The sequence below is a fragment of the Streptomyces sp. NBC_00016 genome (genome assembly GCF_045040885.1).
Classification (GTDB): domain Bacteria; phylum Actinomycetota; class Actinomycetes; order Streptomycetales; family Streptomycetaceae; genus Streptomyces; species Streptomyces coriariae.
This window is the reverse complement of sequence record NZ_CP108304.1, coordinates 4,930,357-4,945,226: the sequence shown is the minus strand read 5'-3', so window position 1 is coordinate 4,945,226 and position 14,870 is coordinate 4,930,357. Positions and strand designations below refer to the sequence as shown.

Annotated in this window: 13 protein-coding genes; 6 read left to right on the top strand and 7 right to left on the bottom strand. The window is 70.6% G+C overall.

Annotation, left to right across the window (positions count from 1 at the left end):
• The first annotated feature begins 97 nt into the window (after positions 1-97).
• The 4 genes from aspS to OG933_RS21865 all read left to right on the top strand — a co-directional run bounded on the left by aspS (position 98) and on the right by OG933_RS21865 (position 5,146).
• Entirely contained in the window at positions 98-1,861 is a 1,764-nt protein-coding gene (gene aspS, locus OG933_RS21880) for an aspartate--tRNA ligase (protein WP_362524552.1), read from the top strand.
• A 139-nt stretch (positions 1,862-2,000) separates the two neighbouring features.
• Positions 2,001-2,963: an intradiol ring-cleavage dioxygenase gene (locus tag OG933_RS21875; protein ID WP_405628552.1), complete on the top strand. Its 963-nt coding sequence runs from the start codon at positions 2,001-2,003 to the stop codon at positions 2,961-2,963.
• A gap of 210 nt (positions 2,964-3,173) precedes the next feature.
• Positions 3,174-4,565 carry an MFS transporter gene (locus OG933_RS21870; RefSeq protein WP_405628550.1) on the top strand — a complete coding sequence of 464 codons (1,392 nt, stop codon included), beginning with the start codon at positions 3,174-3,176 and terminating at the stop codon, positions 4,563-4,565.
• 44 nt (positions 4,566-4,609) lie between these two features.
• The gene (locus tag OG933_RS21865; protein WP_405628549.1) at positions 4,610-5,146 is read left to right on the top strand and encodes a hypothetical protein; all 537 of its coding nucleotides are present in this window, start codon (positions 4,610-4,612) and stop codon (positions 5,144-5,146) included.
• Between the two features lie 196 nt (positions 5,147-5,342).
• Here OG933_RS21865 and OG933_RS21860 read toward each other — a convergent pair whose 3' ends face one another.
• The 4 genes from OG933_RS21860 to OG933_RS21845 all read right to left on the bottom strand — a co-directional run bounded on the left by OG933_RS21860 (position 5,343) and on the right by OG933_RS21845 (position 8,661).
• On the bottom strand, positions 5,343-6,134 hold the full coding sequence (locus OG933_RS21860) for an ABC transporter permease (RefSeq protein ID WP_405628548.1): 792 nt from the start codon (positions 6,132-6,134) through the stop codon (positions 5,343-5,345).
• Positions 6,131-7,138: an ATP-binding cassette domain-containing protein gene (locus OG933_RS21855; RefSeq protein WP_405628547.1), complete on the bottom strand. Its 1,008-nt coding sequence runs from the start codon at positions 7,136-7,138 to the stop codon at positions 6,131-6,133. The genes OG933_RS21860 and OG933_RS21855 overlap by 4 nt, the downstream gene beginning before the upstream one ends.
• 60 nt (positions 7,139-7,198) lie before the next feature.
• Positions 7,199-8,047: a DUF4097 family beta strand repeat-containing protein gene (locus OG933_RS21850; protein WP_362535702.1), complete on the bottom strand. Its 849-nt coding sequence runs from the start codon at positions 8,045-8,047 to the stop codon at positions 7,199-7,201.
• Between the two features lie 98 nt (positions 8,048-8,145).
• On the bottom strand, positions 8,146-8,661 hold the full coding sequence (locus OG933_RS21845; RefSeq protein ID WP_362535704.1) for a toxin-antitoxin system HicB family antitoxin: 516 nt from the start codon (positions 8,659-8,661) through the stop codon (positions 8,146-8,148).
• Between the two features lie 498 nt (positions 8,662-9,159).
• On the opposite strand from OG933_RS21845, the gene OG933_RS21840 reads away from it, so the two are divergent.
• Positions 9,160-10,197: a dioxygenase gene (locus tag OG933_RS21840; protein WP_405628545.1), complete on the top strand. Its 1,038-nt coding sequence runs from the start codon at positions 9,160-9,162 to the stop codon at positions 10,195-10,197.
• 51 nt (positions 10,198-10,248) lie between these two features.
• On the opposite strand, the gene OG933_RS21835 is transcribed toward OG933_RS21840, so the two are convergent.
• Together OG933_RS21835 and OG933_RS21830 are read right to left on the bottom strand one after the other, a co-directional pair.
• Entirely contained in the window at positions 10,249-10,926 is a 678-nt protein-coding gene (locus OG933_RS21835) for a hypothetical protein (protein WP_362535708.1), read from the bottom strand.
• An 89-nt stretch (positions 10,927-11,015) separates the two neighbouring features.
• Complete coding sequence (locus OG933_RS21830; RefSeq protein WP_405628543.1) at positions 11,016-12,473, bottom strand: VCBS repeat-containing protein; 1,458 nt, start codon at positions 12,471-12,473, stop codon at positions 11,016-11,018.
• 383 nt (positions 12,474-12,856) lie between these two features.
• On the opposite strand from OG933_RS21830, the gene OG933_RS21825 reads away from it, so the two are divergent.
• Complete coding sequence (locus tag OG933_RS21825) at positions 12,857-14,200, top strand: polysaccharide lyase family 1 protein (protein ID WP_362535712.1); 1,344 nt, start codon at positions 12,857-12,859, stop codon at positions 14,198-14,200.
• 69 nt (positions 14,201-14,269) lie between these two features.
• On the opposite strand, the gene OG933_RS21820 is transcribed toward OG933_RS21825, so the two are convergent.
• Complete coding sequence (locus OG933_RS21820; RefSeq protein WP_020130551.1) at positions 14,270-14,761, bottom strand: hypothetical protein; 492 nt, start codon at positions 14,759-14,761, stop codon at positions 14,270-14,272.
• Between the last annotated feature and the right edge of the window lie 109 nt (positions 14,762-14,870).

Sequence of the window (14,870 nt, the reverse complement as noted above, 5' to 3'; positions counted from 1 at the left end):
ACCCGTATTGAGGGGAGGTGATCAGTGACTGCCCGGTACGCTGGGGGTTGTTTCACGTGAAACACGCCCCCGATCCGCGAAGACTGGATGAACGACGATGCATCGGTACAGGTCCCACACCTGCGGCGAGCTCCGCGCCTCTGACGTCGGCACCGACGTCCGGCTGAGCGGCTGGCTGCACAATCGGCGCGACCTGGGCGGCATCCTCTTCATCGATCTGCGTGATCACTACGGCATCACGCAGCTCGTCGCCCGTCCCGGCACGCCCGCGTACGAGGCCCTCGACCGGCTGACCAAGGAGTCGACGGTCCGCATCGACGGCAAGGTCGTCTCGCGCGGCTCGGAGAACGTCAACGCGGAGCTGCCGACCGGCGAGATCGAGGTCGAGGTCGGCGAGGTCGAGCTTCTCGGCGCCGCCCAGCCGCTCCCCTTCACGATCAACGCCGAGGACGGGGTCAACGAGGAGCGGCGCCTGGAGTACCGCTTCCTGGACCTGCGCCGTGAGCGCATGCACCGCAACATCATGCTGCGGACGTCGGTCATCTCGGCGATGCGGCACAAGATGACGGCGCTGGGCTTCAACGAGATGGCGACGCCGATCCTGTCCGCGACCTCCCCCGAGGGCGCCCGCGACTTCGTCGTCCCGTCCCGTCTGCACGCGGGCCGGTTCTACGCCCTGCCGCAGGCCCCGCAGCAGTTCAAGCAGCTGCTGATGATCTCGGGCTTCGACCGCTACTTCCAGATCGCCCCCTGCTTCCGCGACGAGGACGCGCGCGCGGACCGCTCGCCGGGCGAGTTCTACCAGCTCGACGTCGAGATGAGCTTCGTCGAGCAGGAGGACGTCTTCCAGCCGATCGAGAAGCTCATGACGGAGCTGTTCGAGGAGTTCGGCGGCGGCCGCCACGTCACCTCCCCCTTCCCGCGCATCCCGTTCCGCGAGTCGATGCTGAAGTACGGCTCCGACAAGCCGGACCTGCGGGCCCAGCTGGAACTCGTCGACATCACCGACATCTTCGAGGGCTCGGAGTTCAAGGCCTTCGCGGGCAAGCACGTCCGCGCGCTGCCGGTGCCGGACGTCTCCGCGCAGCCCCGTAAGTTCTTCGACCAGCTCGGCGACTTCGCGGTGACGCTGGGCGCGAAGGGCCTGGCCTGGGTCCGGGTGGCCGAGGACGGCTCGCTGACCGGTCCGATCGCGAAGTTCCTGACCGAGGAGAACGTCGCCGAGCTGACCAAGCGCCTGTCGCTGGCCGCCGGCCACGCGGTGTTCTTCGGCGCGGGCGAGTACGACGAGGTCTCGAAGATCATGGGCGCGGTGCGGGTCGAGGCCGCCAAGCGTGCCGGGCACTTCGAGGAGAACGTCTTCCGTTTCTGCTGGATCGTCGACTTCCCGATGTACGAGAAGGACGAGGAGACCGGCAAGATCGACTTCTCGCACAACCCGTTCTCGATGCCGCAGGGCGGTCTGGAGGCCCTGGAGACCCAGGACCCGCTGGACATCCTGGGCTGGCAGTACGACATCGTCTGCAACGGCGTGGAGCTGTCCTCCGGCGCGATCCGGAACCACGAGCCGGAGATCATGCTCAAGGCGTTCGAGATCGCGGGCTACGACCACGAGACGGTCGAGGAGAAGTTCGCCGGCATGCTGCGCGCGTTCCGCTTCGGCGCCCCGCCGCACGGCGGTATCGCGCCGGGCGTCGACCGCATCGTGATGCTGCTGGCCGATGAGCCGAACATCCGCGAGACCATCGCCTTCCCGCTCAACGGCAACGCCCAGGACCTGATGATGGGCGCGCCGACGGAGCTGGAGGAGGCCCGGCTGAGGGAGCTGCACCTGTCGGTGCGCAAGCCGCAGCCGAAGTAGCACGCACGGCCGGGAGCGGCAGGCCTTTTCGCGGAGTGGCCCGGAACCGACGTCGGTTCCGGGCCACTTTCGTTTTCCCCGGTAACTGACAGCTCTTCCTTATGCTCCTGACAGGTTTCGTCCCTAGCGTCCCGGCCTCATGACGGGATCTCAGAAACCACACAGCGAACAGGACTTATCACGTCGCAAGGTCGTGGCCGTGGCCGCGGGCGGCGTCGCGGTGGCGGGCCTGGGCGGCACCGCCTTCGCGGCGAGCACCGCCGACGGGCGCGGCAGACCGGCCCGGACCGGCGCCGACACCGGCACCGACGGGGAGGTCTGCTACCGGCTGACCTCGGAGACGGTCGAGGGTCCTTACTACATCGACGCCGACAAGATCCGCCGGGACGTCACGGAGGACCGGGAGGGCATCCCGCTCCTCCTCGGCCTGAAGGTGATCGACTCGGAGACGTGCAGGCCGATCCGGGACGCGGCCGTCGACATCTGGCACTGCGATGCGGCGGGGGTGTACTCGGGTTACGAGGACCAGGGCAACGGCGGTGGCGGCGGTCCCGTTCCGACCGGCGAACCCCCGACCGGCGAACCTCCGACGGGGGCGCCCACCGGGGCACCCCCGGGGGGCGGCCACCAGGAACCCACGGACGACAGCCGCTATCTGCGCGGCACCTGGCGAACGGACCGGCACGGTCAGGTGACCTTCCGGACGGTCTTCCCGGGCTGGTACCGCGGCCGGTGCGTCCACATCCACGTCAAGGTGCACGTGGACGGCGCGTGGACGGACGCCGGTTACGAGGGCGGGCACACCTGCCACACCGGCCAGTTCTTCTTCGACGAGGAGTCCGTGCTCGCCTCGGCGATGGTGGAGCCGTACGCGAGCAACGCCGCGGAGCGCACGACCCTCACCGAGGACACGATCTACGACCAGAGCGGCACCCAGGGCGGTCTGCTGAAGCTGCGCTACGACAGGCGGGACATCGCGAGGGGCGTCCACGGGTCGATCACGGTCGGCGTGGACCCGGACGCGACGGAGGACGGCCAGGGCTCACCGCCGCAGCCGAGCGCGTCGGCGTCGGCGTCGCCGTCGGCGTCCGATTCCGCGTAGGCGTCGGCTTCACCTTCGGTCTTCGACAGCCGACGGATTTCTCCGGGCCACGCCCCCCGACCTGCGCGTCGGGGGGCGTGGCTCTCTTCATGAGCCGTTCACATATGTGGGCGTCTGAACAGCCCATTGACCCGGAGGGGTTGCCTCCATATCGTTCCCACATACGTAACATGAGTTCATGTATGTGAACAACGCGATGGGGAGACAACGATGTCAGAACCTGTGAGCCGGGCTGAGGGCGGGGCCGAGAACGGCACCGAGAACGGCGCCGAGAGCCGGGCGGTGGGCAAGTTCCTTCGCCGGATGATGCCGATCCTGGTCCTGATGCTCCTGGTCAACAATCTCGACCGGACGAACGTGGGCTTCGTCCAGGACGAGCTCCAGGCCGACGTCGGCATCAGCGCCACCGCCTACGGCCTCGGGGCGGGCCTGTTCTTCATCGGGTACGCCCTGTTCGAGGTGCCCAGCAACATGCTCCTGGAGCGCTTCGGCGCCCGGGTCTGGCTGACCCGCATCATGATCACCTGGGGTCTGGTGATCGTGGCGATGTGCTTCATCCACAACGTGACGACCTTCTACACGCTGCGCTTCCTGCTCGGCGTCGCGGAGGCCGGCTTCTTCCCCGGCGCGATGCTCTACATCACGCAGTGGCTGCCCGACGCGAGCCGGGGCCGGGCGACGGCGATCTTCCTCGGTGGTTCGGCGGCCGCGGGCATCGTGACCGGCCCGGTCACCGGGGCGCTGCTCGAGCTGCACGGCGCGGGCGGGGTCGCCGGCTGGCGGTGGATGTTCGGGCTGGAGGGCGTGTTCTCGGTCGTGGTCGGGATCGTCGCCGGGTTCTTCCTCGTCTCCCGGATCGAGGACGCGCGCTGGCTCACGCGGGAGGAGAAGGACGCGCTCGGCGCGGCGGTGGCCAAGGACCGGGAAGCCCGCAGCCGCGCCCCGCACACGTCACGGTTCAAGCTGCTCTTCCACCCGCAGGTCGCGCTGCTGACCGGCGCGTTCTTCGCGATGACGCTCACCGGCTACGCGATCACCTTCTGGCTGCCGAGCCTGATCGAGGACATCGGCGGACTGTCGTCCTTCCAGGTCGGGCTGCTGTCCGCGATCCCGGCGGTCTGCTCCATGATCGCCATGTACTCGATGAGCCACTTCACCGACCGGGCCCCGGACCGCCGTCCGTATCTGGCGATCACCCTGGTGCTGTCGGCCACGGGCACCTATCTGGCCACCCTGGGCTCCCCCTGGTTCGGCCTCGCGGCGATCACGCTGGCCGGGGTCGGCTCGAAGTGCGCGGCGACGCTGTTCTGGCCGATGGCGCAGTCGGGGCTCGACCTGAGGATCGCGGCGCCGGGCCTGGCGCTGGTCAACTCCATCGGAAACCTGGGTGGTTTCTTCTCCCCCACGCTCTTCGGCTACCTCAAGGACACGACCGGCAGCACGAACGGCGGCCTGTACACCTTGTCGGCGGCGTCACTGCTGGCGGTGGTCGCGGCGAGGTTCATCCGCGGGGCCCGCGCGGCCTCCGATCCGCTCCTGGAAACCTCACCGGAGGCGCACAGGAAGCCCGGGGCGGGAGCACAGCGCCGCGTCGTCTCATAGCGGTACGCCGGCACGGGCCGACGGGGCAAGGGAGGAAGCCAGCCATGGGATCCACGGGGTTCATGATCGCGCTGTCGGTGCTGCTGATCGTCGGCGCGGTGGCGGGGGTGGTGGCCCAGCGCCGCGCGGCTCGCACCCGACGTCCGGCCGGTCGGCCGGGACGTCCAGGGCGGTCCGGCAGGTCCGGTCGGCCCGGACGTCCAGGACGGTCCGGTGCATCGGGCCCCTCCGGGCTGTCCGACCTGGATGCGGAGGCGGAGGCGAACCACTGGCTGATCCGGCTGGGCGGCGGCCTCGTCCCGCCGGGCGCTCGGGCCTGGGCGGGTGCGGACGAGGCGGCGGGCCGGGCGCTGACCAGCGCGGCGGAGTGTCATCGCGCGGCGCGCGCCCGGCTGTCCGGGGCCCGTACGGCGGGGGAGTACGAGGAGGTCACGCGGGTGGCGAAGGAAGGGCTGGAGCATCTTCGCTCGGCGCGTGCGGCACTGGGACAACCGGCCTCGGCGGCCGTGGACGGGCCCGCTCTCCCCCGTGCGGCCCGCGTCCCGGCAGTCGGCGCGGGGTGCGCGGTCACGTCCCGCTAGACGACCTTCGCCGTGTCTGCCGCTGTGTCTGCCTCGCCGTGTCTGCCTGGCGGCCCTTCCTCGCTGCCCCTGCGTCGGTGCTGCCGCGTGAACGGCTGCGGGGCGGCGTACGCCGACGCGGTGTCGGAGTGCGCCGCCCCGCAGCGGGACGAGCTTCGGGCCCCTGCCCGCACGCTGCTGACCGGTCCTTCTCCCCTTACTTCGGGTCGCGGTCGAACAGTGACTTGGACCAGAAGTAGCCGAGGGCGGTGAGTCCGAGGCACCAGGCGACGGCGAGCCATGCGTTGTGGCCGATCTCGCTGCCGAGGAGGAGTCCGCGGAGGGTTTCGATGGCCGGGGTGAACGGCTGGTACTCGGCGATGGGCTGGAACCAGCCCGGCATCGCGTCGACCGGGACGAAGGCGCTGGAGATGAGCGGCAGGAAGATGAGCGGCATGGCGTTGTTGCTGGCCGCTTCGGCGTTGGGGCTGGACAGGCCCATGCCGACGGCGATCCAGGTGAGGGCGGTGGCGAAGAGGACGAGCAGGGCGAAGGCCGCCAGCCATTCCAGGGGGGTGGCGTCGGTGGACCGGAAGCCGATGGCGACTCCGACGGCTGCGGCGAGGGTGACGCTCATGACGCATTGGATCACGCTGCCGACGACGTGTCCGAAGAGCACGGATCCGCGGTGGATCGCCAGGGTGCGGAAGCGGGCGATGATGCCTTCGGTCATGTCCATGGAGACGGAGACCGCGGTGCCGATCGTGGTGGAGCCGATGGTCATCAGCAGCAGGCCCGGTACGAGGTAGGCGATGTATGCGGAGCGGTCGGCGCCGTCGCCGCCGATGCCCGCGCTCATCGCGTCGCCGAAGACGTAGACGAAGAGCAGCAGCAGCATGACGGGCGTGAGCAGCAGGTTCAGTGTCATCGACGGGTAGCGCCGGGCGTGCAGGAGGTTGCGGCGCAGCATGGTGGTGGAGTCGCGCACGGCGAGGGTGAGGGAGCTCATCGGGCGTTCTCCTTGGGCTGGCCGGGGACGGTGGTGGAGGCGGTGAGGGCGAAGAAGACGTCGTCGAGGTCGGGGGTGTGCACGGTCAGTTCGTCGGCCTCGATGCCGGCCGTGTCGAGGCGGTCGAGGATCGAGCGCAGCTCGCGCTGGCTGCCGTCGCTGGGGATCTGCAGGGCGAGCGCCTCGTCGTCCCGGGTGGCCTCGCGCAGCGTGGAGGCGGCGTCCTGGTAGGCGGCCGGGTCGGCGAAGCGGAGCCGGACGTGTCCGCCGGGGACGAGCCGCTTGAGTTCTTCGGCGCTGCCCTCGGCGGCGATCCTGCCGTCGTTGAGCACGGCGATGCGGTCGGCGAGTTCGTCGGCCTCTTCCAGGTACTGGGTGGTGAGGAAGACGGTGACGCCGTCGGAGACCAGTTCGCGGATGATCTGCCACATGTTGTGCCGGGAGCGTGGGTCCAGGCCGGTGGTCGGCTCGTCGAGGAAGATGATCCGCGGGCTGCCGACGAGGGTCATGGCGATGTCGAGGCGGCGCTTCATGCCGCCGGAGTAGGTCGAGGCGGGCTTCTTCGCGGCCTCGACCAGGTCGAAGCGCTCCAGCAGGGCGGCGGCGACCCGCCGCCCCTCCGCCCTGGACAGGTGGTGCAGGTCCGCCATGAGGAGCATGTTCTCCTCACCGGTGATCAGCCCGTCCACCGCGGAGAACTGCCCGGTGACACCGATCGCCGCACGCACCGCCCGCGGATCGGCCGCGAGGTCGTGGCCACCGACGCGGATCTCGCCGGATCCGTGGTCGGGGGAGATGAGGGTCGAGAGGATCTTGACGGCGGTGGTCTTGCCGGCGCCGTTCGGCCCGAGCAACGCGAACACGGAACCGGCCGGGATGCGCAGGTCGATGCCGTCGAGGACGGTCTTGTCGCCGTAGGACTTGCGCAGCCCGATGGCGGAGACGGCGATCGGCGACGGGTGACCGTCACCCCGACTGGGCGTGCGCATGACAGAAGAAGGCATGGGGCCCTCCGTTCGAAGGCTTGAAGTGGGTGGGGGCGGGGCTGGTCGAGATCGCGCTGCTCAGGCCTTGGCGCGGCGGACGTGGATGTTGCCGAACCGGGTGCGGGCGCGGATCTTCACGGTGTCCTCGGTCTGCTCCGGGGACTCGGACGCGGTGAGCGTGTTGCGCACCTGGCCGGAGTCGGAGCTGACGTCGAGCCAGGCCGCCGTGCCCTCGCGGATACCGACCTCGATGGCGCCGTAGGAGGTCTCCAACTGGACGGTGCCGCGGACCACTTCGCCCACCCGCAGGGTGCCGTGGGCGGTGGTGGCGGTGACCGAGTCCTCGGCGCGTGTGATGTCGATGTCGCCGTTGGCGCCGCTCACGCGCAGTTCGCCGGTCACGGCGCCGACCGTCGTGCTGCCGTGCGAGTTCTTCAGGACGGCGGAGCCGTCGACGAAGCCGACGCGCATGCTGCCGGAGCTGGCGGTGATCTCGGCGGAGCCCTCGACGCGGTCCACGGTGATCGTGCCGTGCGAGGCGGTCAGCTCCAGCGGGCCCGTGGTGTCGAGGCGGACGTCGCCGGCCGAGTTCTTCACGCGGACCTCGCCGAGCCGGCCCTCGCCGATCACCTGGGTCCAGGCGCCGGTCGTGTCGACGCGTGAGCCCGTGGGCAGGTCGATCGTCACGTCGACGGTGCCGGTGCGGCCGAGGCCGAACAGCGTGGGCTTGGGCGTCCTGATGGTCAGTACACCGCTCGCGTAGATGACCTCGGTCTGGGCGGCCGCCCGGGTGTCCAGGTCCTTCTCCGGGTCGCGGGGCCGCACCTCGACGACGGTGTCGGGGCGGTCGGTCGCGGTGAACTGGAGGGAACCGGCGTCCACGCGTGCGGTGACCGAGATCGGTTCGGGAGTGTCGAAAGAAGGCATGGCTGTCCCGTCCTCTTGGGTCTTCAGGGCGTCCCCGCTGGTGGGACGTGGTGTGGGTGAAGTGGTGCGGGTGCAGTGGGGTGCGGGCGGGTGCGGCGCTAGCGCACCCAGCCCGTGAAGCTCTGTCCGAGGGCCTGGGTCTTCTCCGTCGTGCGCGGCGGCCGGGCGCCGCCGTCGACCGCGGCCGACACGGCACGCACCAGCCACGCGTTGACCGACAGGCCCTCGCGGGTCGCGGCCTCCTCGGCGCGGGCCTTGAGGTGGGCCGGCAGGCGCAGGTTGACACGGGCGGTGCCGCCCTCGTCGCCGTCGGCCGGAGCCTTGAGCGGCTCGGTGGGCGCGACCGGCTCCGCGGTGGCACCGCCGTCGCCGGGCGGGAGTGTCACCACGAACTGAGGGTCGAGCCCGCGCAGCCGTACGTCGACCGAACCGGGGGCGAGATCGCGGGTGATCTCGTCCGTGGCGGCGGAAAGCACATGGAGCATGGTCAGCCGGGTCGCCGACTCCAGGGGAGCGGTGAGCCGCTCCGCCAGCTCGCGGGCTTCGTCACCGCCGGCTTCGGCGGCCACCGCGAGTTCGCGGCGGAGGGTGTCGACATACGGGGTGAGGTCCATGACGCCATGATGGCACCACTATGGCGCCATGTGCAAGCCGTGGAGTGACATCTCTGGGTCGTTGGAAGGTTGTGACGCGTTGACCTGCGGAAACGTGGTGGTGCCTGGGTGGGCAACCGTGGCGCCATGTGCGCTCACGGGCTTCTGGCGGCATCGGATGGCACCCGGTGGCACCTGATGGCGCCCTGCGTCGCGCCTCATGACGCCTGATGGCACCCGATGGCACCTCGTGGCGCCGAGGTGGCGCCAGGTGGCGCTCCCGGTGGCGTCAGGACGTTCGGGTGGCGCCAGAGGTGCTTCCGGGTGGTGCGTGTCGGGGCCGGGCCGGGCCGGGCCGCGCGGACGCGGACGCGGAGATAAAAGTAAGGTAAGCCTCACCAACCTCTTTACCACGGGCAGGCTCAAAACGGACCCGGAGCCCGGCGCTTTTTGCCTGCCCTTGGAATTCCACAGGTCGTTCCCACGCCTCTGACAGGCCCGCCTCCTAGCTTCGCGGCCATGACGGGAAACTCAGGAAACACAGAAAACACAGCCGGTGCCGAGAATGACCAGCAAGGCCCCAGGCACAAGCGTGATCTGACCCGGCGCAAGGTGGTCGTCGCCGGTGCGGGCGCGGCCGTCGCCGTCGGGGCGGGCGGGGCGCTCGCCGCCGGCGCCTTCGCCGGGGAGAAGAGCGGGACCAAGCCCAAGGCCGCCGCTTCCGCGAGTGCCGGCGAGGTCTGCTACAAGCTCACCTCCGAGACCACCGAAGGTCCGTACTACATCGACGCGGACAAGCTCCGCCAGGACATCACCGAGGACAAGGAGGGCATCCCGCTCACCCTCGCCCTCAAGGTGATCGACTCCGAGACCTGCAAGCCCATCGTGAACGCCGCCGTCGACGTCTGGCACTGCGACGCCCTCGGCATCTACTCCGGCTACGAGAGCCTCTCCACCGGTGGTGGTGGCGGCGCTCCCACCGACGCGCCGTCCGGCACCCCGACCGGTACGCCGACCGACGTGCCGACCGGCACCCCGACCGGCGAGCAGCCGTCCGGCGGCGGCGGTGGCGGCGGGCACGAGGAGCCCACCGACGACGAGCGCTATCTGCGGGGGACCTGGAAGACCGACAGGCAGGGACGCGTCACCTTCAAGACGATCTTCCCGGGCTGGTACCGCGGCCGCACGGTCCACATCCACACCAAGGTGCACGTCAACGGCGAGTGGACCGACGCGGGTTATGAGGGTGGCAACACCTGCCACACGGGTCAGTTCTTCTTCGACGAGGAGTCCGTGCTTGCCTCGGCCGAGGTGGAGCCGTACTCCACCAGCACCACCGAGCGCACCACGCTCACCGAGGACACGATCTACGACCAGAGCGGCATCCAGGGCGGTCTGCTCAAGCTGAAGTACAACAAGAAGAACATCGCCAAGGGTGTCGTGGGTTCGATCACGATGGGTGTCGAACCCGACGCCACCCACGAGGGCACCGACGACGCGGTCCAGCCGGGCGCGTCCGAGACGGCGTCGGCCGAGGCGTCGGCCTCTTCCGGCTGATCCCGGCGGCGGGGGCGTTCCGGCGGACCGGGCCCCACCCGTGCGTCCCGGTCACTCGTCCGGTGACGCCCCCTCCTCCAGCAGCCGCTCCGCGATGTCCGTCGACCAGCTCTGAGCCCACGCACGCAGGTCCGTGAGCTGGTCCTCCGTCAGGCCGTACGCCGTGAACGCCGTGTCCGGGTAGTGGTCCGTGCCCGTCAGCCGGGTCTGGAGGGTGGGCAGGTCGAAGTCGTCCCGGGCATGACGGCGGGCCAGTTCCTCCAGGTCGGGGTGGGTGTAGCGGGCCGACGCCGCTCTCGCGTCGATCAGGTCGACGGCCAGACCGCGGTCGTAGAGCGCCCGCACCTTCGTGCCCACCGCGTCCGGGAGGGCGAGCGCCGGACCGTACGGGGTCGGGACGGGCGGGCTCCAGAAGGTCTCCTTGTGCAGGGCCAACCGGAGGACCGTGTCCGTGGCGCGGTCCAGCACGGCCAGGTGCGCGGACAGCGGGTCCGTGTCCCGCACCGTCGCCTCGTGGCCGCCCCGGGAGGTGAGCGCCGCGCCCAGCGCCTCGGCGAGCCGGGGCATCGGCTCCGCGCTCTCGGTCGCCAAGTCCACGTTCGCGTGCGGGCGTTGGAGCAGCTCGTGCGCCTGGAGCGCGTAGCCGCCGGCCAGGGCCCAGGGGGCGCCGGCGGCGGCCACGTCGAAGACCTCGGCGAGGAGCCGGAGGTGGGGTTCGAGAAGGTCCACCGGGTAGTCGTACCAGGTGCGGTGGCCGTCGTGCGGGGTTCGGCGGGTGCGGCGGCACCACCGGGTGCCGGTGGCCGGGTGACCCGGGGTCAGATCACCCAGCCCAGGCCGTACCCGCCCAGCAGGACCGAGTTCGGCTGGGTGAGGCCCACCGAGGGGGCGGTGAAGACGCGGCTGCGGGCGGCGGTCGGGCCGGTGGTGAAGCCGGGCAGGGTCCAGACGGCGCCGGTGGACTCGTTCTCGCCCGAGGCGCTGACGAACAGCTCCGGCCTGCCGTCCCGGTTCACGTCCCCGGCCGCGACCGTCGTACCGAACCCGTCCCCCGCCTCGGAGGCGTCCGGGACGCCCGCCGTGTCCTGGGTGAAGGCGTACGAGCCGGCGCCGAGGGCGCCGGTGCGGCGGCCGGGCACGACCGTCACCTGGCCGGCCTGCGCCTTGGTGCCGACCGACTCGCGCGGCGCGCCGATCACGAGGTCCGCGAGGCCGTCGCGGTTGAGGTCGGTCACCGTCAGGGCGCCGCCGAAGACGTCGCCCTTCTCGCTCGCGTCGGGCACGCCGGCGGTGTCCTGTGTGAGCTGCTCGGGCACGGCGTCGGGTGCGATGCCGGCCGCCGAGCCGCGCCAGACGAGCACGCGACCGCCCGACACGCCGTCCACGCCCGCGACTTCGGGTTCGTCCGGGTCGCCGACCACCAGGTCGTCGTAGCCGTCGCCGTCGACGTCCCCGGTGGCGGCGATGTGGCCGTTGCCGTGGGCGAGACGGGCCGGCAGGCCGACGTGGTCCTGGTCCTCCGGGTCGACGAAGACGAACCCGCCGGTCTCCCCGCCCTGGCCGTACGTCACGTTCACGTGCTCGGGGGAGCCGTCGCCGTCGAAGTCGCCGAGCGTGACGGAGTCCCCCCAGGAGCTGTCCGCCGCGACCGCGGAGGCGCCGTAGCCGCCGGTGCGGGTGAAGGGGCCGGTGAAGCGGACGGCACCGCCCCAGCTGGCGACCAGGATCTCGGACCGCGCGGCCGAGGCCCCGCGGGTCGCGGCGATGTCCGCGCCGTAGTGGTAGGGGTCCATGCCCGCCGTCGCCGAGGCGGGCAGGTCGGTACCCGTGGTGAGCCCGCTCCCGCTGCCCCACAGCACGGTCACGGACCCCGCTTCCCGGCCCCTCGCGGTGCTCTCGAAGGGGGAGCCGACGACCAGGTCCGCGTAGCCGTCCCGGTTGAGGTCGGCCGTGGCGGTGGCGGAGCCGAACCCGTCGCCCGCCTCGGCGGTGTCCGGCACGCCCGCGGTGTTCTGCGTGATCAGCGCTCGCCGCGCGGCCGACAGTCCCGTCTTCGACCCGTACAGCACGACGACGGCGCCCGCCCGTTCCCTGCCCGCCACGTTCGCGCCCGGCGCGGGCAGTACGGCGTCGCGGTAGCCGTCCCCGTTGAAGTCACCGGGCACCGCACCGTGCACGGCGACGGCGGGCACGGCGGGCAGTGCCGCGGCACCCAGCAGCCCGGCCAGAAGCACCACGGCCGCCCGCCAACCACGCCTGAAAGCAAGCTCGTTCACGCGAATCCCCCATCCCCACGCGCGCACCCTCCGTGCGCCTGCGCCCCGCCCGCGAGTGTAAAGCGCGCCCGGGGCGCACGCCCCCCGAACGGGGCCGTGGAACTCGTGGAAGAGGGCCGTGGAGAGGGCCGTGGACGGGGGCGTTACTTGGCCACGAACTGCGTGAGGATGACGATGACACGCCGGTCCATGTGTGGTGATCCCTCCCCGGAGAGAAGTGTTCGTCCCCGATGCGCGCCTTAAGGGGGAGGTGGGGGAATCGTGAAGGCGTTTGATCGACCGGCGGAGACGTCCCCGGAAAAAATCCTCTTCACGCGGCAACTCTTCACGCGGCGGCGACCACTGACAGGACGTAAGCCCGCTCCTCCCCGTAAGGATCCCCCGTGGCAGCTCCCTCCCACCGCCGGTCCCTCCGCTCGCGCCGCGCCCTCGTCGTCTCCGCCGCCGCCGTGGCCGCGGCCGTCGGCGCCGGTGTCGTCGTGATGAACGCGAACGCCGGGACCGTCGACCTGTACCACCAGACGCTCGCCGCCAAGGACGGCTGGGCCTCCTCCGGCACGGGCACCACCGGTGGTACCAAGGCCGACGCCGCGCACACGTTCACCGTCTCCACCCGCGCCCAGCTGGTGAAGGCGCTGGGGTCCGCCTCCGACACCACCCCCCGGATCATCAAGATCAAGGGCACGATCAACGCCAACACCGACGACGCGGGCAAGAAGCTGACCTGCGCCGACTACGCGTCGGGCACGGGCTACTCGCTCTCCGCCTATCTGAAGGCGTACGACCCCTCGTCCTACGGCACCTCCAAGCTGCCCTCCGGCACCCAGGAGAAGGCGCGCGCCGCGGCCCAGACCAAGCAGGCGAAGAACATCGTCTTCAAGGTGCCGGCCAACACCAGTGTCGTCGGCGTGCCGGGCACCGACGCCGGGATCTCCGGCGGCATGCTCCAGATCCAGAACGTGGACAACGTCGTCGTCCGCAACCTGACCTTCGCCGCCACCGAGGACTGCTTCCCGCAGTGGGACCCGACCGACGGCGACGACGGCAACTGGAACTCCAACTACGACTCGGTCACGCTGCGCGGCGCGACCCACGTGTGGGCCGACCACAACACGTTCACCGACGCGCCCCACCTCGACAGCGCCAACCCGAAGTACTACGGCCGCGAGTACCAGATCCACGACGGCGCCCTGGACATCACCAAGAGCTCGGACCTGGTGACGGTCTCGCGCAACCAGTTCACCAACCACGACAAGACGATGCTGATCGGCAGCAGCGACAGCGAGCCCAGCGGCAAGCTGCGCGTCTCCATCCACCACAACATCTGGAAGGGCATCGTCCAGCGCGCCCCGCTGGCCCGGGTCGGCCAGGTGCACATCTACAACAACTACTACGACGTCACGGCCCTCAACGGCTACGCGACGCAGTACAGCATCAACTCCCGCGCCAAGGCCCAGGTCGTCGCCGAGAACAACTACTGGAAGGTCCCGACCGGCGGAAAGGTCGCCAAGCTCCTCAGCGGCGACGGAACCGGCGCGGTCAAGGGCTCCGGCAACCTCGTCAACGGCACGGTCACCGACGTCGTCGCCGCGTACAACGCCGCCTCGTCGAAGGACCTGAAGACCACGGTCAACTGGACCCCGGCCCTCACCTCGGGCCTGGAGACGTCGGCGAAGAACCTGCCCACGACCCTCGCGACGACCACGGGCGCGAGCGTCCTGAAGTAACACCCCTCAGACACGCGAGGGCCGGGTGACCACGAGCCCCCGGCCCTCGCGTTCGCCCGGTGGCAGGTGTCAGGTGTCGTACGTGCCGTCCCAGGGTTCGGCGAAGGCCAGGCGGTCCGGGTAGAGCTCCGCCCAGGTCTCCGGCTCGCCGTCCTCGTCCTTGTCCTCGCGGATCACCAGGCCGAACAGCACGCCCTCGAAGGTGAGCCGGAAGGGGCGGACCGCGATGTCCGTGTAGGAGCGGCGGGGCAGGCTGCGCAGGAGGGTGGCCAGGCGGACGCGGGCCCGGGTGAGGACCGAGTCGTCGCCGTGCGGGTTGCGCTGCTGCTCGGCCCAGGTGCCGGCACACCAGATGTCCGAGTCGCGGTAGTTGCCCGCGGCGTCGAAGGTGTGCAGCACGGTGTAGAGGCGCTTGTGCTCTTCCCAGCCGTCGTCGAGACGGAACCCTTCGGGGAAGGCGTACGTGACCGACGCGAGGAACTGGCCGTCCGCGTACCGCCCGATGGACTCGGTGCGGTGCTTCGGCTCGTAGGCGATCGGAATGACGTTGGGGACTGCCATGGCGGAAACCATACGGCTTGGCGGGAACATGCCCGAGTCGGGGGAACCTCTACGACTCTTCCTCTACATCTTCCGACCAGGGCCGTCTTCCGACCAGGGTCCGGGAGGT